This is a genomic window from Candidatus Contubernalis alkalaceticus, assembly GCF_022558445.1.
GTDB lineage: Bacteria > Bacillota > Dethiobacteria > SKNC01 > SKNC01 > Contubernalis > Contubernalis alkaliaceticus.
The window spans coordinates 3,223,393-3,245,921 of the sequence record NZ_CP054699.1 but is presented as its reverse complement, the minus strand read 5'-3'; the positions used below and the strand labels follow the sequence as shown (position 1 = coordinate 3,245,921).

The following is a 22,529-nucleotide window of genomic DNA, read 5'->3' as shown; positions in this document are numbered from 1 at the left end:
GTAGATTGAACTACTCTCCACTGATTTTTTTTAGAGGTTTGGAGGGGGAAAGATCCGTAAAGAGGTACAAAAAAATGGATTATTTAAAGGTGTTCATATTGTCTGCAACCCCTATATTTGAAATTAGGGGGGGGCTTCCACTGGGTATTGGGCTGGGGCTTACCCGCTGGGAGGCATTTACCATCAGTGTGTTGGGAAACATTGCCGTTATTATTCCTCTCAGGTTTATTTTGTGGAAACTGGAACAGTTCCTGCTGGAGAGCAAACTTACCTCCGGGCTTTACGGAAAGATGGTTCGAAAAGCCCGTTCCAAAAAAGCAAGTTTTGAAAAGTACGGAAAGTATGCCCTGTTTTTATTTGTGGCTGTACCTCTTCCTACCACCGGTGCATATACTGCTTGTGTGGCGGCCCATATATTTAAGATTTCCCTCAGGGATTCTTTTTTTATTATCTCGGCAGGGGTAGTTTGTTCCGGGGCAATTATCCTTACTGCAAAAATTTTGGCGCTGACGGGAGTGGGCCATTTCTGGTAAAGCAGGTAATTAGTTTTTTAGAAAAGTATACTTTTGTATAACTGGATATTACACTTTGAAGGAATGTAATTTTTCCATTTTCCCCTTATAATAAGGTTAGGTAAGTACTAATTCCCGTGGGGGGGATGATGGATGGATAATGCCGATAGCTTTAAGATGTTTTTAATTTTGCTGCTGCTGATGACTGCCGGTTTTTTGGCGGCCTTTACTTCTTTTCACTTTTATTAAATGCGAAAGTTTTACCTAAAAATCATATAATTTCTATTTTTAGGAAGGAAAACTGACCTATTCGTAGAATTTATGAGAAAGAAGCACATTAGACAGCTCTTTCTTTAATTCTACAATTTAATCCAGGTCGGTTTCTTTTTTTTACGGAGGTTTCAGCTTGATTAAAACCAATCTTAATAACTTTAAAACTGCTTTAAGGGGAAAAAAGCAAATATTTAAGAAGATGTTTGAGGGCTATTTTATCAAGGGGAGGATATCAGAGGAACAGGTTTATGAGATTTTTAAACTGATTCGTTTTATTTCCCTGTTATTTACTTCAGGCTTTTATTTCCTGGGGCCTCCTCAATCTCTCTGGGTTTTTAAGCTGGCGGTTATATTTTTAGTTTCTGCTGCAGCCCTGCTTTCCCTTCGCATTTATGATAGGAACCGCTATAACCCAAAAGTGGTGGGGATGCTGGTGGCTTTGGAGACTATGGGGGTGGGAGCTTTGTTGGTATTTACCGGCGGACTGCAGAGCCCCTTTATTATATATTCCCTAAATCCTTTGGTTATGGCCAGCGCCTGCCTTCCCTTGTATTTGACCTGGATATTTCTAGGTGGGTTTTTAACTGCAGCCATACTGGATAATTTTTTTCTTTTTGGTGCCCAGGAATCAGTGGTGCAGTTATTGTCTCAGGAAGCCAACCTGTTTCTTTTTATTATTTTGGTTACTGCGGCCATGCAGATCTTTGTTAGCCTTTTCCTTTCCATGGCCCGGCAGTCCCAGCAGCTGCATCAGCAGCAGTTGGAACTCTCTTCCGCCTATCAGAACCTCTCAGAAAACCATCACCTTATACAGGAAAAATTAAAACATATATCCTCTTTGTATGAAGCAGTGGAGACTGTTTCTACCCGCAAAGATTTGAAGGAGATTATAAATCTTTTTGCTGCCTACGCCAAGGCTTTAACGGGAAGTGAAAAGGTAGTGCTCTGGATTGAACAGGACAGCAGCCGGGCCGGTGAGCAGGATCAGAACTTTATTTATTCGGTCCGGGGGAGAAGGAGTTACTTTCCGGAGGAATTTTGGCATGCCGCTCTGCTTCAGGCCTGGTCAAAGATTCAAGATGTTCCGGAACCTGTAATTCAGCAGGTGGTAGATTCTACCTTGAATATTTCAGGGCAATTGGTATGTATGCCGGTAAAATCCCGGTCCCGCTGCTACGGACTGCTGGCGGTGCTGCAGTCGGGCAATTCACAGGATATTGATGAAATCATGCAGACCCTGGGCTTTTTGGCAGAGCTCAGTGCTGTTTCCATAGAAAGAAACCTGGCGGATATCTTTGCGGACAAGCTTCTGCTTATAGAAGAACAAAACCGGATCGCCAATGAAATCCATGACGGTATCTCTCAGAATTTGTTCAGCATCGTTTATGGAGTAGATGTTCTGTCTAAACAGGAAGATTCTCTGTCGGAGGACTGCCGCAGCCGGTTGAAGGAAATCCGTGATCTGGCTGCCGCAACAGCCAAGGAAATCCGTTTTTTAATATACCGCTTGAGCCCCCGTCATCGGGGAGACGACACCTTTATAAAAGAGCTTAAAACGTACCTGGAGAGCCTGGGTAATCTTAACCAGGTAATAATTGAATTTAACGTCAACGGCAAGGAAGAATTATTAAAGCCCGTTATTCGGAATGCTTTTTACCGAATTATAAAGGAGGCTACGGGAAATGCCGTTCGGCATGGAAAATGTTCTAAAATTAATGTGGAACTGGGGATGACCCCTTTTGGGTCTAATTTGAAGATTTCCGACAACGGCAGAGGTTTTGATATTTCCCTCTATGACGATGTGTACAAACGTAACCAGGGGTTGGGCCTGGTTAATATGCGGGAAATGATAATGTCCCTGCAGGGGACTTTGACTATAGATAGTGAACAGGGAAAGGGGACCAGGGTAATTTGTACGGTGCCAACGCTATCTGCAGAGAAAGAGATGGCAGTGCAGTGACCTGGTTTCAGCAAGCTGAAACATTGGGGAATCAGGTGGAGACTCTACCCCATCTGATTATAAGCCCACCTACCCTAACCCTTAGAGGTGGGGCCTTATTAAAGGAAAGGAGGAACAAACTTGATAAGAATCGTGGTCATAGACGATCATCCCCTGGTCAGGAAAGGGATTGAAATGGTGGCCGGCCTGGAGCAGGATATTCAGGTGGTAGGCTTTGCTTCCAACGGAGCAGAGGCTCTGGAGCAAATTACTTCTTTAAAACCCAATGTAGCCCTGGTGGATTTACGGCTTCCCGGGGAGCACGGCCTGGATATAATTAAAAAAAGCCGGAAGGTTCATAAAGAGTGTAAGTATGTTATTTTAACCTCTTATGCCAATGAGATAGAAATTCAGGAGGCTATGAAGGAGGAGGTGGACGGATATATATTAAAGGAGGCTCTGCCGGAGGAATTGATCGCGGCACTGCGTTTGGTGGTGAAAGGTAGAAAATATTATGATCCGGTGGTGGTCCAGTTTGCCATGGGACAGAACTCCACCGGGGAAGAAGATGGCATTAGCCGGTTGACCCCCCGGGAGATGGAAGTGCTGGGAGCCTTATCCAAAGGTTACAATAACAAAACCATAGCAGAGCAGCTGGTAATCAGTGAACATACCGTTAAGAAACATATTGGACAGGTTTTAGAAAAGCTGAACCTGAAGGACCGGACCCAGGCAGCTCTCTATGCCGTATCCAAAGGGATAGGAAAAAAATAAATAAAAAAAAATAAATGAGAAAAATTTTCATAAAATAGCAGGAATTAAATGTTTTTTGTAGAATAATAAAATACTTTATATTTATAATTTAATATTTTCTGTTGGAAAAGGGCAATCCAGTTGAAAGGCTGGTGCGCAAAGTTATGGGTCTAAGGCTTATTAAGCTAAGATCGCCAGGCTGCCGAAACAGGATTATTTTTTTTAATTCTTATTTCCCCGCACCTGGCAGGGAAATTTTTTGTTTAGAAGGAGAGGTGGTACCTAAAAAGTTTGGGGCTAATCCTTTAGCTCAATACTGTCGCTGAGGTAAGCTCTAACGATTAGACGTTGGTCCGTGGGGTCACTGCCCGGAGGGTCACAGGTAGTAAGGGTTAAGGCGGCAGTTTCGGTAGGTTCAATGATACTCCAATCCCTTTCATGAGTTAAAAAGACCTCATCTACATAATACAGAAAAAGCTTATTATCATAGTACAATCTGATTTCATCATTTTTAACCAGCTCATCAACATAACGAAAGTTTTTTGCATTACGGTGACCGGCGATGGAAACGTTTCCCGTCATAGGGTACCCACTTTGAGGGTAGAAACTGGGTATATGTTCAAAATCTTCTGTCTCAATGCCATAGTTAATATTAACTATAAGGTTCAGTGTAGGAATCTCTAACACCGCTTCTTTAGGCAATAACTGTTCGGGAAAGTTATCCCGGGAATTTTCTTCCGGAAGAATCAAAGGGCTTTCTTTCTTAATCTGTTCTATAGTATCCCTGGCCTTAGATGTCAAAATATATTGTTCATAAGAATTTTTTAAAAATGGAAAGAGCACCAGGGAAACACCGACTATAATTAAAAGTGCTCCAATCCAGTAACCGGGGGGCCGAGGTAGTTTTTTAATTCTAGAATTATTACTAACTTTATTATTATCAGGCATTTATCTCATCCTTTTATAAGTTATTTACTAACCTTAAAATCTTTTTGAAATAATAAGTTCATCTATATTTAAAATTTTACTACAAAAGTTACATTCTGGTCAAATCTGTTAATTGTTCCGTTTATTAAATTATTAATGAATACCGTGTGCAATTTCTAAAAAATTAAAATTCTATTTAGATTTTATAGATAAGATAGAGCCGGGGAGGTGGTTCGCTAAAAGTTTAAGCGGACAGGCATAGTAAAGACTGTAATGCAGGGCAGTGAAAGGACAGCAGCTTAAGTGCAGCGAAGGTACGGAGAAGCTTTAGAGAAGTGAAATACTGCATAATGTTTTTGATTGGTGCAGGATCCCTTGAGTAAAAAGACTTAAAAATAAAATTATAATATAAATTAGAGGAGGTAACAAGATGAGAGAATTAATGAAGAGGCTTTGGAAGGATGAAGAAGGACAGGGAATGGTGGAGTATGGGTTGATTATTGCGTTGATTGCGGTTGCGTTGATAGGTGCGTTAAGTCTTTTAGAGGGTGGCATATCTGGGGTATTTGATGACATTGTTGCTGGATTTGGTGGCGGAGAATAATAAGAAGCTAAGGGAAATTAGTAGGCTAAAGAATACAGCGTCCTAAGAACACAGTGTGCTAACTTATTAACTTATTGCATTATACATAAACAGTATTATCTTTACAGTTGACTTATTTAGTATATTGCTGAAAAAGTAAAAACTAACTCGTTGATATTTTGACACACAGGGTAAACAATTACAGGAGCATGCCTTCAGGCATGCTCCTGTAATAAAATATGTTTGGTTTTCATTATTTATCAATTACAGGCAAAAGGAGGAGTGGTTAGCAGGATGTTTAATCTTTGCCACCGAATATAAAAGGATAGATGCATCTGCAAAAGTTGGTGATATTTGTGAGAATTAGAGGACAAATCACGCTTTTTGAGGTGTAATCTAGCAGGAGTGGCATACATACGTCTTTTAAGAGGTGTTTTAATTGAATTTCAATATAAACGATTATATCCTCATAATATTAATAGTTTTATCCTTATATTTCGACCTGACTCAGAAAAAAATCCCCAATTTCTTGACCGTACCGGCTGTGATTTGGGGTTTATTATATAATACCATTTTAAATCCCTTCCAGGGGTTTGTGTTCAGTTTTTCCGGACTGCTGGTGGGTATAGCTGTGTTTTTAATTCCTTTCATGCTGGGAGGCATGGGAGGGGGAGATGTTAAGCTTATGGGTGCCATCGGTGCTCTTAAGGGGATGCATTTCGTTTTGTCCTCTGCTGTTCTTACGGCACTTTTCGGAGGGTTGATAGCTGTTGTCATTTTGATTGTCAAGGGACAGCTTTTGTCTACCTTAAAAAGAATAATATTGCCTGTATTAAAACCACTGGTTTCTTTGGTGGCCCTACGGTTTAGAAGCCCCCAGCTGAATGAATATTATGCGGGGTTAAGTGCCGAAAAAGAAATAAAGACAGCCGACAGCTTATACTTCCCTTATGGAGTGGCTATAGGTTTAGGTACGTTAACCGCTCTTAGTGGTTTTTTTTCGTTATTTTAACAAAATTCGTCAAATTACGAGGTGAACAGCAGGATGTTTAAACTATTTTCTCGAATTAAAAAGAATGAAAAGGGACAATCCATGGTGGAGTTTGCATTGATAGCCGTCCCCCTTTTAATACTGCTGCTGGGAATTATCGAATTCGGTTGGTTGTTCAATGCTCAGATTATTCTTACGGGTTCTGCCCGGGAAGGAGCCCGGGTGGCTGCTGTTGGTGGGAACCAGGAGGAGATTCAGTCAGCGGTGATTCAACATGTGGGAAATACGGGACTTGTGATAGCGGACAATACCATTAGTGCCGCCTATGAGAATGATGAGGTCACCATCTCCGTCAGTGGTTTTATCAATCCATTGGTGGGGTTTTTTTTCAGTAGTAGTGTGGAACTATCCTCCCAGGCGGTTATGCGGCTGGAATTTAATAATGACTACTAAGGGGGTAAAAGGAGTTGCACATTAAAAAGTTACTAAGGGATGAAAAGGGGACGGCACTGGTACTTTTTGCTCTGGCAATTTTTGTCCTCTTCGGCTTTGCCGCACTGGTCATTGACGTAGGGGATATGTACGTTGAGAGGCGTAATATGGTTACCGCAGCCGATGCTGCTGCATTGGCCGGGGTAAAAGAATTGGCTCTTACTCAAAACCCGGAACAGGCAAAGATTGTTGCTAAAGAATATGGAGAGAATAAAAACGGTGCAGATATCTGTGAAGTAGAAATTGTAACCATAGATGGAGAAATGGCCGTTCAGGTTAAAGCCAGTGTGAATAAGGAACAATACTTTGCCAAGCTTATTGGCTTCTCGGATGTTATGGTTAGTGCCAGCGCTTCAGCAATCTGGGGGTATCCCACAGGTTTCAATAATCTTCTTCCTATTTATTATGAAGATGAAGGGTTAGAGCTGCCGGTAGGGGAGCAGGTTTTGCTTGCGCCCAAATTAGGTCCAGGAAACTGGGGCCTTTTGGATGTGGGCAGTGGGAAAAAGGATGTTAACCTGATTCTAACAGGAGAACCCTCAGGGGAACTAGTTTCCATAGGGGAGATACTTTGGAGTGAGCCGGGGAATGCTCAATCCCGGGTTAATGCCATTGAAGAGAGGATGCAGCGGGCCAAAACTCCTAATTCAGGGGTAAAAATGGAGGGGGTAATCCCCATCATTGAAGTGGTGGGAGAGTTATCGGGTAAGAGTAAACTTCAGGTTGTTGGATTTGCCTCTATTAGAATCATTGATGTGATTACTGATGAAACAAAAGAGAAAGACGATAATTTATGGTATGGCAAAGGTTCAGTCCATGCTCATCTGCCCAATGCTCCCAGGTTATATGCAGAAGGTTATGAAAAGAAGCAGGATTTAACTGAGGAATTTCCAAAAGGGGCTGTTATTTGTGAGTTTTTAAGCTTTGTATTCATGCCCGCTACGGAGTGGATATCCTCCTCTCAAGATCCGGCACATGATTACGGGATGTATATGGTGCGTTTGGTTCAGTAAATTTAAACTAAAAAAGTAAGTTATGTTGATGTGTGGGAGGGAGAGATATCTTGACAAACAATAAACGAATTTATATCGCTGCGGTTATTTTAGGATTAATAACTGTTATTACCTTGAATTATTACTTAAAAACTTTAGATAAGCCCGCTTTTGCCGATATACCTCATACCGAAGTGGTGGTTGCGGTGAACACCATCCCGGAACATACCAGGATTACGGCGGATATGCTGCAGTTGGAATCTCTCCCTTCGGAAGCTATTCATCCGGAGGCGATCTTATCCCTCAGCGATGCCGTTGATGGAATATCCAGGACAGATATTATTAAAGGGGAACAGGTGCTGGCCAGCCGTGTTACCTCTGAAGATCGAAGAGCCAGTTTGTCCTATCGAGTGCCCGAGGGGATGCGGGCTATTTCCATTCCGGTTAACGAAGTGTCAGGAGTTGCCGGATATATTTCTGCCGGAGATAAAGTAGATATCATGGTTAGTTATTTAATCGGGGAAACAAAAGACACAGATACAGACACGGAAAGCCAGGAGGAACATACGGTAGTTTACACGGTACTTCAGAATGTAACCGTTCTTGCCGCAGGGGCCTTTACCCAACAGAGAGATGATGAAGAAAGCCAAATGGTGGGTACCATAACCCTGGCCGTGGGGCCTGAACAGGCTGAAGTTTTAGCCTTTGCTTTCCGGATGGGCGTTTTCCACCTTACTCTCCGTTCACCTCTGGATGAGACCAGGGTTAACCTGGACTCATACGGAACGCATAACTTTGAGACCTTTAGAGAGAGGTGATGAGATGGATAGAATTAATGTAATTATCGTAGAAGACGACCAGGAGGAAAGGGCTAATATAACTGAGATTCTATCATCTGTGGAGGATATAAAAATTATGGGGGAGGCGGATTCCTCTGAAGAAATTCTGGAGGCTTTGAATACTTTTACACCGGATGTGCTTTTAATCGGGGCTTATATTCCCGGGGGTGGGTATCAGCTGGCGGAAAAAGTATCTTCGGCATATCCCGGGATAACTATGATTATTATTGAACGGGAGCTTAGGGAGGAAACCTTCAGGAAGGCCCTTTTTGCCGGGGCTAAAGACGTTATTATTTCTCCCTATACCTCTTCTGCCCTGGTGGATTCCATCTATACCAGTGTACAGATGGAATTGAAAAGGCCGGCGGTGAAGAGCAGTTCCGGATCCACGGCCGGCAGGCAGTTTCAAAAACAAGGACAAGTTATTACAGTGTTCAGTACCAAGGGGGGAGTGGGGAAGACCTTAGTTGCCGTAAATCTTGCGGTGTCATTGGCTAAAGAAAAAAAAGGAACAGTAGCCCTGGTAGATTTGGACCTGGATTTTGGTAATGTTGCTTTAGCCTTGGATACCCTGCCTCGCTATACCATATCCGATGCAATTAATGAGATACCGGAATTTGACCCGGAATCATTGGAGAGCTACCTGTTTCCTCATTCTTCCGGCATCATGGTTCTGCCGGTCAATGCTCAGCCTCAAGGGTCAGATTTAATTGCTTACCAGCAGGTAGATATGATCCTTAAAATGCTTAAGAGCCTTTTTGATTTTGTGGTTATTGATCTGCCCTCACGGTTTTCTGAACCTATCAATTCTGCTTTTGAGCTGGCTGATTTACTGGTTATGGTCACCACCCCGGAGGTATCTACGGTGAGGAATATTAAAACCAGTTTGATGGCTTTAAGCGAGCTTAATTATCCCAAAAATAAAATTAAATTAGTCCTGAACAAAGCGGAGCCCCGGGGAGAGATTAAACCTAAAGATGTAGAAACTACATTAAATCAGCGTTTGTATGCAGTGCTGCCTGTAGATTATAAGGTGGCGGGGTCTTCGCTGAACAAAGGAATTCCTGCGGTATTACTATATCCCAGGGCTAAAATCAGCAGGAGTTTTCAGGATTTAGCTAGAAAGATTATAGCAGGAGACCCCGGCAAAAAGGCAAAGGGGAAAAGCAGCCGTGGTGGAGGGGAGGAATAATTTTTGTTGTTTAAACCTACATCTTCAAATAATCTTGACAAAACTGAGAAATCCGAAAAATCAGCAAAGGAATCCCTGGTAAGGAAAAGAAAAGAACTGGAAGAAATTGCAGTTACTACTCTGCAGAACGTAATTGACAATCTTGGAAGTTCCTTATCTTTAGATAAGCTGGACAATTATCAAAAAAGACAGATTTCTGAAGTAATCAATGATACGTTAAATGATGTCCTGAAATTCCAAAATCTACATTTTTCCCTGGGGGATAAGCAAAAGATTGTTAATTATGTTTTGGATGAAATCTATGGATTTGGCCCTATTAATACTTTAATTCATGATCCATCGGTTACAGAAATTATGGTTAATAGTTTTAAGGATGTATACGTGGAAAGGGGCGGAAAGCTGTTACGGACCGATATTACTTTCCGGGATAATAATCATGTGCTGCATACCATTGATAAAATTCTTAAGCCCCTGGGCCGGAGAGTGGACGAAAGTTCCCCTATGGTAGATGCCCGGCTGCCTGATGGTTCCAGGGTTAATGCCATTATACCCCCCCTGGCCATCAAAGGGCCTACGTTAACCATTCGTAAATTTTCTGTGGATCCCTTTACTCTGACGGATTTAATAGGGTTTGGAACGTTAAATGACCAGATGGCACATTTTCTGCAGGCCTGTGTCAGGGCTAAAATAAATATCATTGTTTCCGGGGGGACCGGCAGTGGTAAAACTACCACCCTTAATGTCCTTTCCAGTTTTATCCCCGGAAATGAGAGGATTGTCACCGTTGAAGATGCGGCGGAACTGCAGCTTCAGCAGCAGCATGTGGTCACCCTGGAGGGCCGTCCCTCTAACATAGAAGGGAAGGGCAGGGTAAGCATCCGGGACCTGGTGATTAACTGCCTGCGTATGAGGCCGGACCGCATTGTGGTGGGGGAGGTTCGGGGAGGAGAGGCTCTGGACATGCTCCAGGCTATGAACACCGGGCATGATGGTTCTATTACCACACTGCATGCGAATACGCCCCGGGATGCTATATCCCGACTGGAAACTATGGTTTTGATGGCGGGGATGGAGCTGCCCCTGAGGGCTATCCGGGAGCAGATTTCTTCTGCGCTGCACCTGATTATTCAGCAGTCCCGGCTGCCGGATGGGTCACGGAGATTGGTGAACATTACCGAGGTAACGGGAATGGAGGGAGATACTATAACCCTCCAGGATCTTTTTGTATTTAAGCAGGAAGGTTTTAGTGAAAAAGGCAAGGTGTTGGGACGGCATCTGCCTACGGGAATCATACCTACCTTTGTGGAGCACTTACAAAACCATGGAGAGCAGATAAACAAATCTATGTTTCAAACCAGGGGAACATTAGATTTAGGCCACAGGAGGATGTAATATGCTGCACTTATTAGTTTTGTCAGTCTCATTTCTCACGGTAGTCTTATTCACTGTGGGAATTTATAATTTTTTATTTGCTTCCAGGTTGGCGGTTCTTCAAAGATTGGAAACCTATACCCTGGACGAACAAGCTTTTGAAGAGATAGAAGCCAACCGCGGGGAGGGTATCAGGAGAGAGCTTTTAAAGATGATGGGGATGCTGGGCAAATTTTTTTCCCGGGGCTCTAAGATGGCTGATCTTCAAATTACCTTAATACAGGCTCATATGCTGATGCGGGCTGAGGAATTTATTGGCCTGGTACTTTTTTTCGGTGCCGGTGTCTTTTTCTTTATTTATTTATTGATGGGGAATGTATGGGCAGCCTCGCTCATAGGCCTGCTGAGCTTTAAGTTACCGGGAATCTACATCAACATCAAGAAAAATAAAAGGATGCTGACTTTGAACTTGCAGCTGCCGGAGGCCTTAAACTTGATATCCAACGGCCTTAGGGCCGGGTACAGCTTTACTCAAGCCATGGCGGTGGTGAGCAGGGAAATGCAGCCTCCCATTTCGTATGAGTTCGGCAGGGTCCTTAAGGAAAATGCCCTGGGTAAGACCATGGATGACGCTCTGATGAATTTTTCCCGCCGCACGGATAATGAAGATATTGATCTTTTCATTACCGCTTTATTGATTCAAAGGCAGGTGGGGGGGAACCTGGCGGAAATCCTGGATAATATTGGCCATACTATTCGGGAAAGGGTTAGAATTCAGGGGGAAATTAAAACCCTTACGGCTCAGGGAAGAATGTCTGCCATAATTATCGTGGCTCTGCCCATTGGGGTAGCCGCTTTTATCTCAGTTTTGAATCCCGAATATATGCTTCCGCTGATCCAGGAGCCCTTGGGGAGAATTATGATTGGAATGGCTGCCCTTTCGCAGTTTATAGGAATTGTCTTCATACGTAGAATTGTTAATATTGAAATATAATTTAAGGTGGGTGACAGGGATGCATGGTTTTGTCCTTTTGTTAGTGTTTGGCACCACCGTTTTATTTTCTATACTGTTGTTGAATATTATTTTTAAAAAAAGGATACAGGTTTCTCATCGGCTTGCGGCTATAAAATCTATGGAGGGCGGGCCCCAAGAACAAGAAGAGACTGACTTTGAGGAAACATTTTTTCAGCGGGTTGTGCAGCCCGGCTTTCAGAAAGCCGGAAGCATACTGGGTAGTTTTGCTCCCAGAGAAATGCTCAGCAGCATAGAAAAAAGGATTGTTCACGCAGGAATTACAGAAAACTTTAACGTTAATAACCTTTTGATTTTTACAGTGGTTTCTGCATTATTGTTTGTTTCTATGTCGTTTTTGATTTTCACCAGAATTCTCTCCATGCCGGGAAACAGGACCTTAGTAGTAACTCTCGGCGCTTCTTTATTTGGTTTATATTTTCCCATGATGATTTTGAATTCTAAGGCGGCTCAGAGGCAAAAGGAGATTCAAAAGGCCCTTCCGGAAATGTTGGATTTGCTTTTAGTCAGTGTGGAGGCGGGGTTGGGTTTTGATATGGCCCTGAAGCGGGTGGTGGATAAAATGCCTGGGGAACTGACCAAGGAATTTAGCCGGTGTTTAGAGGAGATTCGCAGGGGCAAAAAAAGGGAAGATGCTTTTCGGGGCATTATAGACCGTACCGGGGTACAGGATCTGAGTATTTTTATTACCTCGGTCATTCAGTCGGAACAATTAGGAACCAATATTGCCAATACTCTTCGTATTCAGGCGGATTCCATGAGGCGAAAGCGCCGCCAGCGGGCGGAGGAGTCGGCTATGAAAGCTCCCATTAAGATGCTTTTCCCTATGATATTTTTTATACTGCCCACGCTTTTTATTGTAATATTAGGCCCGGCAGTGATTAATTTGATGCAGATGTTTCAGGATATGTTCTAGATGACTAAAAATATACTCATGGAGGGGTATTTCTTGGTAAAGTTAAAAAATGCACTGATATCCCTGCTAATAATTGTTCTTTTTTTTACAGGGCTTTCTTTAAAAACAGAAATACTCAAGGCTCAGGAGCTTACAGGCCCGGAGTCTCTTTCCATTGTACTGATTATTGATGTCTCCGGCAGTATGGAGTATACAGACCCTATGTGGCTCAGGGAAATGTCATCTCAAATATTTATTGATCTTCTGCTCCCCGGTGATTACTTGAGCATTATTATTTTTGATCATGAGGCCCAGGAGGTGTATCCGCTTAAGAAAATTGAAAATCCGAAGCAGCGGGAAGAGATTAAGGAGGCCTTATCCGGGAGGCTGGCGCCCCGGGGAAGCACGGATTTTTTAGAAGCATTGGAGATGGCTAATGCACAATTTAAAGAGAACGACTGGCAGGGGGCCAGGCCAGTCGTCGTGATGCTTACCGACGGAGAGCCTAATCCCGACTCTTCCCGCGGGGACGATGAAGAGTTTATGGAGGCATATATGGAATCCCTTTGGAAGGAGGTAACCGGGTTCGCTCTGGAAAGGTATCCTATATATACGGTAGGTTTTAGTGAGGAGATAGATCCTCAGGTAATGCGTAAGATATCCATGGAAACTAAAGGAGAAGATTATGTGTTAAGTGACCCGGGGGAAATTGCCCCTGCCTTCTTTGCGCTCTTGAGTTCTTTGAGGAACCGTCAAAACATTGTGGATTATACCTTCAATCTTCAAGAAGAGCCGGGCCGGTTTAGTTTTACGGTAGATCAGAATACCCAACAGATCAATCTTCTGGTGGTTAATCCCCTGGAGGGGGAGTGTGAGGTTACCTTTCATCCGCCGGCAGGAAGTATGGAGGATTTCCAGGGGCTGCAAACAACCCGGGAGGATAGATATATGCTGCTTAATCTGCAGCAGTTTCAGGAGCTTCACTGGGGAACATGGGAAGTTTCTATTTCCGGAAGTGAACAGATACGGGTTATGGGGGACTTAGACCCTAATGTAAAGGCCTGGACCCAGGGAGCGGTGGGGTTAACCCAGCATCCTTTAAACGAACCTTTGAATTTTAGAGTGAGGGTGGAACGGGGGCAGGATTTGCCCCAATTACCGGTCAGGGTTGAGGTAGTATTGAAAAGGCCGGGGCAGCTGATGCCTCTAACTCTGCTTTTACAGGAAGAGGGGGATTTCTTTACCGGTGTCTTTGATCAGGTGGACCGGGCCGGTGAATATGAATATGAAACCAGAGTGCTGGTGGGTGATGAGCTGATCAGCACTACAACCTCTAGAGTGTCGGTGCAGAACCTTCCTGTTCTAACTACGGATTTTTGGATAGAGGAAGGTTATCATGTTGGTGAGGAAATGGTAGTTACCGCTTCCCTGCTTATGGGAGGGCACCGTCTTCAGGAGGGAAATGAATTACGGGTGGACCATATTTGGCTGGTTTTAGATTATGAAGATGGAGAAAAAATTACTTTACCCCTATTTGACAGCGGACAAAAGGAACATGGGGATATCAAGGTGGCTGACGGCTTCTGGTCAAACCGGCTGAGTTTTTCCCGGGAGGGGGCGGTTCAGGCCTCTCTTTTGGCCTCTGGCCGGTATCGTGGTTCAGATTTTATGTTGGACAAAAAACTGGGCAGTTTTTATGTATATCATCCCGGAACCATAATTATTGAACTAAAGGAAGATAATCATTGGGCATCCCCCGGGGGCAGGTTTTCTATTCCTCTGCTCATAAAAAACAATTCACCATTTAAGGAAACGCTGCTGGTGGTTTCAGGGCAGGATATGGGTTCATTTTCAGACCCTAGAATTAAACTGGAGCCGGGAGAGGTGAAAGAGGCAGCGTTGACTTATAATCTGAAGGATGATGCTGCCCTGGGAGATTACAACCTCATGCTGGATTTTCAGGTGGTGGACAGCTTGATGGAGGTGCAACCATCTCAGTTGAGTTTTGGGTTAGAAGTAACCACTGTCCCTGAAGCGTTGATAAGAAGAATTATACCTTTGGCCTATGGTTCGGGGGCAGTTGTTTTAACTATTCTAGCAGTACTTTTATTATTCTTTTTGGTAGGGCTTATACTTTACTGGCTTCTGGTTTACCGCCGGATACGGGTGGGGGGAAGCCTGATATATTATAGAAATGACGCAGCAGATGAGTTGTTCAGCACCCCCAGGAAGATAAGGTTGAAGGGGAGAACCAGGGAGAGGGTGGTGATTACCTTTAATTCTGAAAACCAGGATGCTGATTTTTATATTGAAGGGAGTACTTTTAACTACGATTTGATTATAGAAATCCTGCGGGATAAAAGAGGCCCTGCTTTTATACAGGGTTGGAAATGTCTGCTGGGAAGGTATAAACATTTATTGATGGTAATCAGATGCACCGGATCCGGGGTCATTGAATTTGAGGATCTCATGGTTACACAAAAAAATCTCTATCACGGGGATAGTTTTACCTCCGGAGATTATAGTTTTCAGTATGTTAATGCCTATGGCCGCAGGTTTACCGGAAAGGGGACTGAAAGTGGGGTTAATATATTAGAGGGGAAAATGATTAACCCGGATTGACAAATCTCCCTAAAATATTTGCCTTTAAAAGGAATTTATTTACAGGAAATCAAAATATTGATAGTAATGTCTATGCAATAATTATTTCTTCGGGAGGAATCTAAATGAGAAGATGGAGAAAGGGATTGGTGACGGCAGCGTTAATTATCCTGGTGGTGGCGCTGTGGGGGGGAATGGTTCAGGCCAAGAGTTACAAAATCCCTGAGGTGTATATCGAAGCGGAGATTTTAGAGGACGGCACAGTAAGGATACAGGAAAGCAGGACCTTTGATTTTTCCGGCAGCTTCACCTGGTTGGAGCAGTGGGTATTTAAAAAGGGAAACAGTAAATTTGACCGGTTCTATGTCAGGGAAGGGGACATAATGTATGAACAAGACCAGCAGGGGAGGTCTGGGCAGTATTCATTCCTTGTGTTGGATGAACCTGATAAAATGGTGGTGAAGTGGTTTTACCAGGCCGTAAATGAGCAAAAGACTTTTACCCTGGGTTATGATGCTCACCATGTTGTGCTGGTCCATGAGGATATTGTGGACTTCTATTACAAGTTTGTGGGAGATTACTGGGAGATTCCTTCAGGAAAGGTGCGGGTAGCTGTTATTCTGCCTGAAGGAATTCCCGCAGAGGAGGTCAAGGCCTGGGGCCACGGGCCCCTGCAGGGGGAAGTTACTATTTCCGGAAATAATGTTTTTTTTGAAGTAGATAATCTGCCGGGGGACCGTTTTTTAGAGGGTCGAATCCTTTTCCCTTCTGAATTCCTGCCGGGGGCTAATGAGCAGTACCGGACGGGCCGGTATGCTTTAGAAAACATTTTAGAGGAGGAGGCGGCATTAGCTGCCCAGGCAAACCGGGATAGGTTCAGGCATTACCTGGATTGGGCCCTGGCGCCGGTGATTTTTCTCCTGGCCCTGGGGGGGGTATTTTATTTCTGGCGGAAGTACGGTAAGGAATTTAAACCGGATTTTCAAGGGGATTACTACCGGGAGCTGCCGGCAGATTATTCTCCTGCAGAAATGGCCGTGCTTTACCGTTTTGGCGTTATTTCGCCGGATGACCTGACGGCAACTATAATGGATTTGGCCCGCAGGGGCTATATGAAGATTGAAGAGGGGGAGGAGAAGAAGTCCGGACTTTTTAAAAAAACAATGGATTATCGGCTGACTCGGAAGCCTGGGGATTTTAATCAGGAGTTGGCGCCCCATGAACTAGACCTTATAAATTATCTTTTTAGCACGATTGCTGTGGGGGAAAATGAACTGAACTTTAGTGATATTGAGAAACATGCCAAAAAGAATCCCAGCGGTTTCCAGGGTTTTTACTCCGGCTGGCAGTCTACATTGAAGTTGAACTGTGATAAATATGAGTTTTTTGATCCTATCACCAAAAAGGGTAAGACCCAGGAATTTGCAGTGGGTGCAGTCCTGATAATAGTGGGTTTTTTACTTTTTTTTGTGAATATGATAGTCACCGGTTTTGCCATGCTGCTCAGTGGAGTTGTAATGCTGGTGGCGGCGGCTGTTCTCAGGCGCCGGTCCCGGCAGGGGGTTACCCAGTTTGCAAAATGGAAGGCATTTCGAAAGTTTTTACTGGATTTTTCCCAGATGGACCGGGCAGGGATTCCCTCTCTGGTTATTTGGGAGCATTATCTGGTCTATGCCATATCCCTTGGAATAGCTGAAGAGGTAATTAAGCAGCTGAACATTGTTTTCCCCAACCTGCAGGAGGGGAATTACCGATTTGGATATGGCTGGTACTATTTGCCCCATGGAGGTATGGGTTCCGGGATGCCTCTGGCTAACTTTAACGGTATGACCAGCCGACTGCAGCAGTCTTTTCTGACAGCGGTTAGTTACAGCCCCTCCTCTTCTTCAGGATCTGGAGGCGGTGGAGGTTTTTCCGGTGGAGGCGGTGGCGGCTTCGGCGGCGGAGGCGGCCGGGCCGGGTAGTGTTTGAGCCAAAAAAAAGTATTTATATGAAATGAAAAATTTATAATGCCCTTTTCGTTTTTTGAAAAGGGCATTATTTTTTGGGCAGGCAGGAAAATCAATTATTTTCTAGGAAGTATCTCTATAATTATAAAAGGGGTAAATATAATAGGGCCAGGGAATAGTATTATGGAAAAAATTATCATCTATATTGGCGTAACATTTAACAATTTCAGGCGTCTTAAAGAGTAAGTGACGCCTTAGATCTGAGGTGATTGTATGATTCCACCGGGAGTTTCCGGAAACTTCGAAGAACTTTTTAAGGACCTCTGGCCGGAGGTATACCGTTTTGTTTATTATAAGGTGCAGAATCGGGAAGAGGCGGAAGAGCTGACCCAGGATACCTTTAAACGGGTATACCCCAAGTTAATAGATAACCAGGTGCAGCCGGAGAAAATAAGGGCTTATGTGTTTCAGGCGGCTCGCAATATGATGAAGGACCTGTGGCGTAAGAGAGCCCGGCATCCCAGGGTGGTTAACCTGGAAGAAGTGCAGGAGAGCCGCTGGAGTGATGCCGGTATGGAAAATGAGAGCGAGGATAAAATGGTCATCATTGAGGCCATGAAGGAATTGACCGAGGATTACCGGCATGTTTTAGTATGGCGGGTAGTAGAGGGTTATTCGGTGCAGGAGGTAGCGGAGAAGATGGAACGCTCACCGGGAGCGGTGAGGAGTCTACAATTTAGAGCTGCTCAAAGTTTAAAACAAATACTAGAGGAAAGGGGGTATTTCCGTGGATAAAGAAAAGCAGGAGGAGATCCTTTCTGAGTTTATTGATGATTTGACTGCAGAGAAAAAACCCCGGGCCTACGAATCCGATGAAAACCTGGAAATGGAAAAGCTATTTGAAACCCTTCGGGCGGTGAAAAGAACCGGGGAGGTAGGACAGGAGAAAATTGGGCCTGGGGAGGATTCTCATATTCAGAGCCGAAGGAGTTGGGTCAGCGGAAAACCCCGAAATGATATAAGAACAGGGGGGGCAAAGCAGGTTATCAGGCGGTTAGCCCTTATGGCTGCGGCGGCGGTCATTGTCCTGGCAGCTTTTATTGGGATTATGGATTCTCCCTTTATGGGTCAAGAGAGTATCGTTGAGGCGGTGGTGAGAGCCTACGGCGGCCTGGAGAGCTATGCCGGAGTGGTGGAAATCCGCTCTGAAAGGGAGGGTATTGTGGATTTCCAGGAGACGGTCAATATAACTTATCGGAAACCCTGGAGCTATGTGGCGGTGCATCATTTTGACAATGTGGAGGTAACCAATATCAGTGATGGGGAACGGTTGGTGACCATCATGCCCAACAGCATTACGGTGGAGAATGTATTTCCGGAAAAGGAGCTCTGGCGTTATCATATAGGGAGCCAGGTGTGGGAACTGAAGAATGCGGTAGAGGTAACGGAAATTGGGGAGGAAATCCTGTTGGGCCGGGAGACGGTGGTTCTGCAGTACAGGTATGAAGAGGGGGAAGAATACAGCCGTATGTGGATTGATAAGGGGACAAACCTTCCTTTAAAAAAGGAGCTGATCCCCTATGAAGGGAGCAGCCTGGTGGTTGAGTTTACGGAACTAAAGGTGAATCCCCCCATAGACCCCCAAACTTTTGATTTTGCTCTGGAGGATATAGATACTACCTCCCCGGAGCAGCCCTATGTTCAGGAAATAAACCGTCTCGGAGAAATGTCGGAGGTGGAGGCCAATGTTGAGCTAGAGGCACTGAAGGATCATCTCCCCCAGGGTTATGAGCTGTTCAAGGTGGGAGTTTTGGAAAATGATAAGTTATTTGATTATGTGCTCCGTTACCGGGGACAGACAGAAAAGGAATTTTTGGATATCTATCTATCCTCTAACCCGGAAGAGTTCTATTACAGCCCTGATTCCCGGGTGGGGAAGCTGGCCGGGGGTTACGTGGAAGTGAACCGGAAGGCCTGGAATGTTTTTGAGCTTTATATCGGGGAAAGCAGCATTGCCAAATGGATTACTCCGGAATTTAAGGTCTTTATGGCAGCCCCCCACGGTTCCGGACTGCCTGCTGCATACCTGGAGAAAATAGCCGGGGAAGAAATAGATTACGTGACCCCTGGGGATCTGGCCAAAGAGGGTATTGACCAGCCCATAGTTAAAGAAGGGCACTAGAAGGAAACTAAAGCTAAGTCTAATGATTAGGAGGATGTCTAAAGAGGTTCTTTCTTTTTTCAGGAAAGAACCTCTTTTTTTTGTTAATATATTATAAAGAGGGGGCTTTTGGCTTATAATGTAGGTAATGGTTTTTAAGAGATGGAGGAAAGAAAATGATTCCCATTAGAGATAACATTCGTCCCCGCAGGTTTCCCCTGGTGAACTACGCCTTTATCGGTCTCAATATTTTAATATTTCTATATCAGGTGACCTTGGGACCGGAGGGAGCTTTGGATTTTGTTTATACCTTTGGGGTGATTCCCGAAAATATTACCAATGTTTTGGCCGGGGACCTCTTTGTGCTGGGGCCCGCCTCCTTGTTTCCTTTAATTTCCGCCACCTTCTTACATGGGGGATGGCTTCATTTAATTGGGAACATGCTTTATTTATGGGTTTTTGGGGACAATATTGAGGATTGTTTGGGTTCAATAAATTATTTGATGGCCTATGTTTTGATGGGGGTGGTGGCAAGTTTGGGACACATTATCTCTAACCCTCTTTCTCCCATACCTCTCATCGGAGCCAGCGGAGCCATTGCCGGGGTGCTGGGAGCCTATTTTATTCTCTACCCCTGGGCTAAAGTGGTGGCGCTGATTCCCCTGGGCTTTTTCTTTACCTTTGTGGAGATTCCCGCTATGATCTACCTGTTGTTCTGGTTTCTTTTGCAGATTTTCAACAGCGTTTTAGCCCAAGTTGGGGATGGCGCCCAGATGGTGGCCTGGTGGGCTCACGTAGGGGGTTTCATCAGTGGGTTGGTGGTGGGAATTGTGATTAAGAAGCTGGGACTTAGAGTCTGCTAGGGGGAAATATGTTAAACATGAAGGTCAATCTTAAAAAAGAGGCGTGGCAGTTAAATATTCTCACCCGTTTTGTGACCCGGGTGTTTCCTCAGGTGGACCGGGAACTTTTGGGTTGGAAAAAATATTTAAACGCTTGTCCCCCAGGGGAGTTGAAAAATCAGGCACTGGCCAGCATACGGGATAAACGGTTCCACTGTCAGGGGGGGAGCATTTATGCCCTTTATATTCCGGAGAAAAGTAAGGATCTGGTGCCGGCTATTGTAGCTCTTCAGACCATCAGCGATTACCTGGATAACCTGTGTGACCGGGTGGAATGCGGTGAGGAGAAGGCCTTTCGGGAGCTGCACCGGTCCATGATTGAGGCTCTGGAACCGTGGAAGCGGGAACAGAAGGAGAGGCAGAGGGATTATTATCGTTTTTATACTCTGCAGCAGGACGGTGGTTACCTGGAGAAGCTGGTGGAGAGGACATCCATGAGCCTTTTAAATTTCCCCAGCTACGGCATCGTGAAGGAACGGTGTGTGGAACTAATTTCCCTCTATGGAGACCTACAGGTTTACAAGCATTTGGATCTTAGAATCCGGGAGGAGAAACTGATCCGGTGGTTTGAAGCTCACCGGGAAAAAACCCCGGGGATATACTGGTGGGAGTTTTCCGCCGCCGCCGGTTCTACTCTGGGGGCATTCATGCTCATGGCGGCCTCCGGTGAGGAAGCACTTTCCCTGGAGGAGGGCAGGCGCATCCATGAGTGCTATTTCCCCTGGATTTGTGGGCTGCATATCCTTTTGGATTATTTCATTGACCAGCAGGAGGACCGGGTTCATCGGGATTTAAATTTTGTAAACTATTATGCCGATGAAAAACAGTGCCGGGAACGGCTGGGGTTTTTTCTGGAAAAATCCCTGGAAAGTGCCTCAAACCTTCCCCGTCCGGATTTTCATACCCTGGTGGTGAAAGGCCTTATGGCCATGTACCTGTCGGACCCCAAGGTGGAAAAGCAGGGTCTGCTGGGAATAGCCAAGGAATTGATGAACCAGGCGGGCAGCGATGTCCCCGGCATGTACCGTTTCTGCCGAATGCTCAGGCGTTTAAAGGTGATGTAGGTTACTTTTGCCGGGTCAGCATGTGCTCCGCCAGTTTATAAAGTATTGGTTTAGATTGGGAGGGTGGAAGGTGCTGCAGGCATTTTTTAGCTAAGGAGACCTGTTCCCGGGCTTTAAGATATGTATACTGCAGGGCCCCGCTGTCTTCAACATATTTTTGCACCCGCTTAAGGGTTTCCGGGCGGCAGTCTTTTTCTTCTATAATTTTCTTAATTTCTGCCCCGTAGTTTGGGTGGCCCATTAAAAACAGCAGGGGGTAGTTCAGATTTCCCTGGGCCAGGTCACTTCCCACCGGTTTTCCGGTTATGGGGGTGGCTGAGAAATCCAGAATGTCATCGGTCATCTGGTAGGCATATCCCAGGTGCAGGCCGTAATCCGACAGGTTTTCCAACTGTTCCGGGGGCATGCTGCTCAAAAGGCCTCCCACCCGGCAGCAGCAGGAAATAAAAAAAGAAGTTTTTTTATATACTTGTTCCATATAGTCCTGCTCTGTTTTGCAGGGGTCCCAGGCTTTTCGGGCCTGCTCCACCTCACCCTCGCACATAAGGCTGATGTTTTGAGTCATCAATTCCAGAATCCGGTACTCTCCACAGCGGGTTAAAAGTTCAAAAGCCCGGGCAAAAAGAAAGTCACCCGCCAGGACCGCCATGTGGCATCCGAAACGGCTGTTTAGGGTAGCTCTTCCCCGGCGCTTTGGTGAACTGTCTATGATATCGTCGTGAACCAAAGAGGCAGTATGTATTAATTCTGCTGCGCAGGCGGTATTGATCACTGATAAAGTTGAATGGGGATAAAAGGATGCGGATAGAATAACTAAGAGGGGGCGGAGCCTTTTTCCCCCCTTCAGCATGTATCCCGACAGCTCTTCCATAAGGGGACTGGGAGAGGATACCGTATCCTCTAATTTTTTTTCTACCAGCTTTAATTCCGGCATAAGATAGATTTCTTTAAGCATTTCTTTTACAGTGGCCAAAGCAGTACCTTCCTTTCTTCCCGGTATAATATATGTTTTTCTTAGTATTTCCACAAAGATAAAAATAAAACATAAAAAAGATAAGGG

The 22,529-nt window shown here is 44.7% G+C and carries 20 protein-coding genes and 1 riboswitch; of the genes, 18 read left to right on the top strand and 2 right to left on the bottom strand.

Annotation, left to right across the window (positions count from 1 at the left end):
• The first annotated feature begins 74 nt into the window (after positions 1-74).
• From HUE98_RS16010 to HUE98_RS16000, 3 genes are all read left to right on the top strand, one after another.
• A complete protein-coding gene (locus HUE98_RS16010; protein WP_241421596.1) occupies positions 75-533 on the top strand; it encodes a COG2426 family protein in 459 nt (152 codons plus the stop codon).
• A gap of 385 nt (positions 534-918) precedes the next feature.
• Entirely contained in the window at positions 919-2,745 is a 1,827-nt protein-coding gene (locus HUE98_RS16005; protein WP_241421595.1) for a sensor histidine kinase, read from the top strand.
• A 120-nt stretch (positions 2,746-2,865) separates the two neighbouring features.
• The gene (locus HUE98_RS16000) at positions 2,866-3,498 is read left to right on the top strand and encodes a response regulator (RefSeq protein WP_241421594.1); all 633 of its coding nucleotides are present in this window, start codon (positions 2,866-2,868) and stop codon (positions 3,496-3,498) included.
• Between the two features lie 100 nt (positions 3,499-3,598).
• Positions 3,599-3,684, top strand: a riboswitch (cyclic di-GMP riboswitch).
• 90 nt (positions 3,685-3,774) lie between these two features.
• On the opposite strand, the gene HUE98_RS15995 is transcribed toward HUE98_RS16000, so the two are convergent.
• The gene (locus HUE98_RS15995) at positions 3,775-4,425 is read right to left on the bottom strand and encodes a class E sortase (protein WP_241421593.1); all 651 of its coding nucleotides are present in this window, start codon (positions 4,423-4,425) and stop codon (positions 3,775-3,777) included.
• A 409-nt stretch (positions 4,426-4,834) separates the two neighbouring features.
• Here HUE98_RS15995 and HUE98_RS15990 point away from each other — a divergent pair, with 409 nt between their 5' ends.
• From HUE98_RS15990 to HUE98_RS15920, 15 genes are all read left to right on the top strand, one after another.
• Positions 4,835-5,008, top strand: coding sequence for a Flp family type IVb pilin (locus HUE98_RS15990; RefSeq protein ID WP_241421592.1), 174 nt, complete (start codon positions 4,835-4,837; stop codon positions 5,006-5,008).
• Between the two features lie 418 nt (positions 5,009-5,426).
• Positions 5,427-5,999, top strand: a complete 573-nt coding sequence (locus HUE98_RS15985) for an A24 family peptidase (protein ID WP_241421591.1) — start codon at positions 5,427-5,429, stop codon at positions 5,997-5,999.
• A gap of 33 nt (positions 6,000-6,032) precedes the next feature.
• Positions 6,033-6,431, top strand: a complete 399-nt coding sequence (locus tag HUE98_RS15980) for a TadE/TadG family type IV pilus assembly protein (protein WP_241421590.1) — start codon at positions 6,033-6,035, stop codon at positions 6,429-6,431.
• Between the two features lie 14 nt (positions 6,432-6,445).
• A complete protein-coding gene (locus tag HUE98_RS15975) occupies positions 6,446-7,483 on the top strand; it encodes a pilus assembly protein TadG-related protein (RefSeq protein WP_241421589.1) in 1,038 nt (345 codons plus the stop codon).
• Positions 7,484-7,533: 50 nt separating this feature from the next.
• On the top strand, positions 7,534-8,280 hold the full coding sequence (gene cpaB, locus HUE98_RS15970; RefSeq protein ID WP_241421588.1) for a Flp pilus assembly protein CpaB: 747 nt from the start codon (positions 7,534-7,536) through the stop codon (positions 8,278-8,280).
• A 4-nt stretch (positions 8,281-8,284) separates the two neighbouring features.
• Entirely contained in the window at positions 8,285-9,493 is a 1,209-nt protein-coding gene (locus HUE98_RS15965) for a nucleotide-binding protein (protein ID WP_241421587.1), read from the top strand.
• 3 nt (positions 9,494-9,496) lie between these two features.
• Positions 9,497-10,885, top strand: a complete 1,389-nt coding sequence (locus tag HUE98_RS15960; RefSeq protein ID WP_241421586.1) for a CpaF family protein — start codon at positions 9,497-9,499, stop codon at positions 10,883-10,885.
• Between the two features lies 1 nt (position 10,886).
• Complete coding sequence (locus tag HUE98_RS15955; protein WP_241421585.1) at positions 10,887-11,858, top strand: type II secretion system F family protein; 972 nt, start codon at positions 10,887-10,889, stop codon at positions 11,856-11,858.
• 19 nt (positions 11,859-11,877) lie between these two features.
• Positions 11,878-12,813 carry a type II secretion system F family protein gene (locus HUE98_RS15950; RefSeq protein ID WP_241421584.1) on the top strand — a complete coding sequence of 312 codons (936 nt, stop codon included), beginning with the start codon at positions 11,878-11,880 and terminating at the stop codon, positions 12,811-12,813.
• Positions 12,814-15,414, top strand: a complete 2,601-nt coding sequence (locus tag HUE98_RS15945) for a vWA domain-containing protein (protein WP_241421583.1) — start codon at positions 12,814-12,816, stop codon at positions 15,412-15,414.
• Positions 15,415-15,518: 104 nt separating this feature from the next.
• Positions 15,519-17,357 carry a DUF2207 domain-containing protein gene (locus HUE98_RS15940; RefSeq protein WP_241421582.1) on the top strand — a complete coding sequence of 613 codons (1,839 nt, stop codon included), beginning with the start codon at positions 15,519-15,521 and terminating at the stop codon, positions 17,355-17,357.
• Between the two features lie 258 nt (positions 17,358-17,615).
• Positions 17,616-18,137 (top strand): RNA polymerase sigma factor, encoded by a 522-nt coding sequence (locus tag HUE98_RS15935; protein ID WP_241421581.1) that lies wholly within the window; start codon positions 17,616-17,618, stop codon positions 18,135-18,137.
• Positions 18,130-19,524, top strand: a complete 1,395-nt coding sequence (locus HUE98_RS15930) for a LolA family protein (RefSeq protein WP_241421580.1) — start codon at positions 18,130-18,132, stop codon at positions 19,522-19,524. The genes HUE98_RS15935 and HUE98_RS15930 overlap by 8 nt, the downstream gene beginning before the upstream one ends.
• Positions 19,525-19,679: 155 nt before the next feature.
• On the top strand, positions 19,680-20,366 hold the full coding sequence (locus HUE98_RS15925; RefSeq protein WP_241421579.1) for a rhomboid family intramembrane serine protease: 687 nt from the start codon (positions 19,680-19,682) through the stop codon (positions 20,364-20,366).
• Positions 20,367-20,374: 8 nt separating this feature from the next.
• Positions 20,375-21,469 carry a tetraprenyl-beta-curcumene synthase family protein gene (locus HUE98_RS15920; protein ID WP_241421578.1) on the top strand — a complete coding sequence of 365 codons (1,095 nt, stop codon included), beginning with the start codon at positions 20,375-20,377 and terminating at the stop codon, positions 21,467-21,469.
• A gap of 1 nt (position 21,470) precedes the next feature.
• Here HUE98_RS15920 and HUE98_RS15915 read toward each other — a convergent pair whose 3' ends face one another.
• Positions 21,471-22,442, bottom strand: coding sequence for a polyprenyl synthetase family protein (locus tag HUE98_RS15915; RefSeq protein WP_241421577.1), 972 nt, complete (start codon positions 22,440-22,442; stop codon positions 21,471-21,473).
• Between the last annotated feature and the right edge of the window lie 87 nt (positions 22,443-22,529).

Excerpts from the sequence above, each read along its gene's own strand:
- HUE98_RS16010 (WP_241421596.1), top strand. The coding sequence starts at position 75 with ATGGATTATTTAAAGGTGTTCATATTGTCTGCAACCCCTATATTTGAA.
- HUE98_RS15995 (WP_241421593.1), bottom strand. The coding sequence starts at position 4,425 with ATGCCTGATAATAATAAAGTTAGTAATAATTCTAGAATTAAAAAACTA.
- HUE98_RS15990 (WP_241421592.1), top strand. The coding sequence starts at position 4,835 with ATGAGAGAATTAATGAAGAGGCTTTGGAAGGATGAAGAAGGACAGGGA.
- HUE98_RS15980 (WP_241421590.1), top strand. The coding sequence starts at position 6,033 with ATGTTTAAACTATTTTCTCGAATTAAAAAGAATGAAAAGGGACAATCC.
- HUE98_RS15965 (WP_241421587.1), top strand. The coding sequence starts at position 8,285 with ATGGATAGAATTAATGTAATTATCGTAGAAGACGACCAGGAGGAAAGG.
- HUE98_RS15955 (WP_241421585.1), top strand. The coding sequence starts at position 10,887 with ATGCTGCACTTATTAGTTTTGTCAGTCTCATTTCTCACGGTAGTCTTA.
- HUE98_RS15950 (WP_241421584.1), top strand. The coding sequence starts at position 11,878 with ATGCATGGTTTTGTCCTTTTGTTAGTGTTTGGCACCACCGTTTTATTT.
- HUE98_RS15945 (WP_241421583.1), top strand. The coding sequence starts at position 12,814 with ATGACTAAAAATATACTCATGGAGGGGTATTTCTTGGTAAAGTTAAAA.
- HUE98_RS15940 (WP_241421582.1), top strand. The coding sequence starts at position 15,519 with ATGAGAAGATGGAGAAAGGGATTGGTGACGGCAGCGTTAATTATCCTG.
- HUE98_RS15935 (WP_241421581.1), top strand. The coding sequence starts at position 17,616 with ATGATTCCACCGGGAGTTTCCGGAAACTTCGAAGAACTTTTTAAGGAC.
- HUE98_RS15925 (WP_241421579.1), top strand. The coding sequence starts at position 19,680 with ATGATTCCCATTAGAGATAACATTCGTCCCCGCAGGTTTCCCCTGGTG.
- HUE98_RS15920 (WP_241421578.1), top strand. The coding sequence starts at position 20,375 with ATGTTAAACATGAAGGTCAATCTTAAAAAAGAGGCGTGGCAGTTAAAT.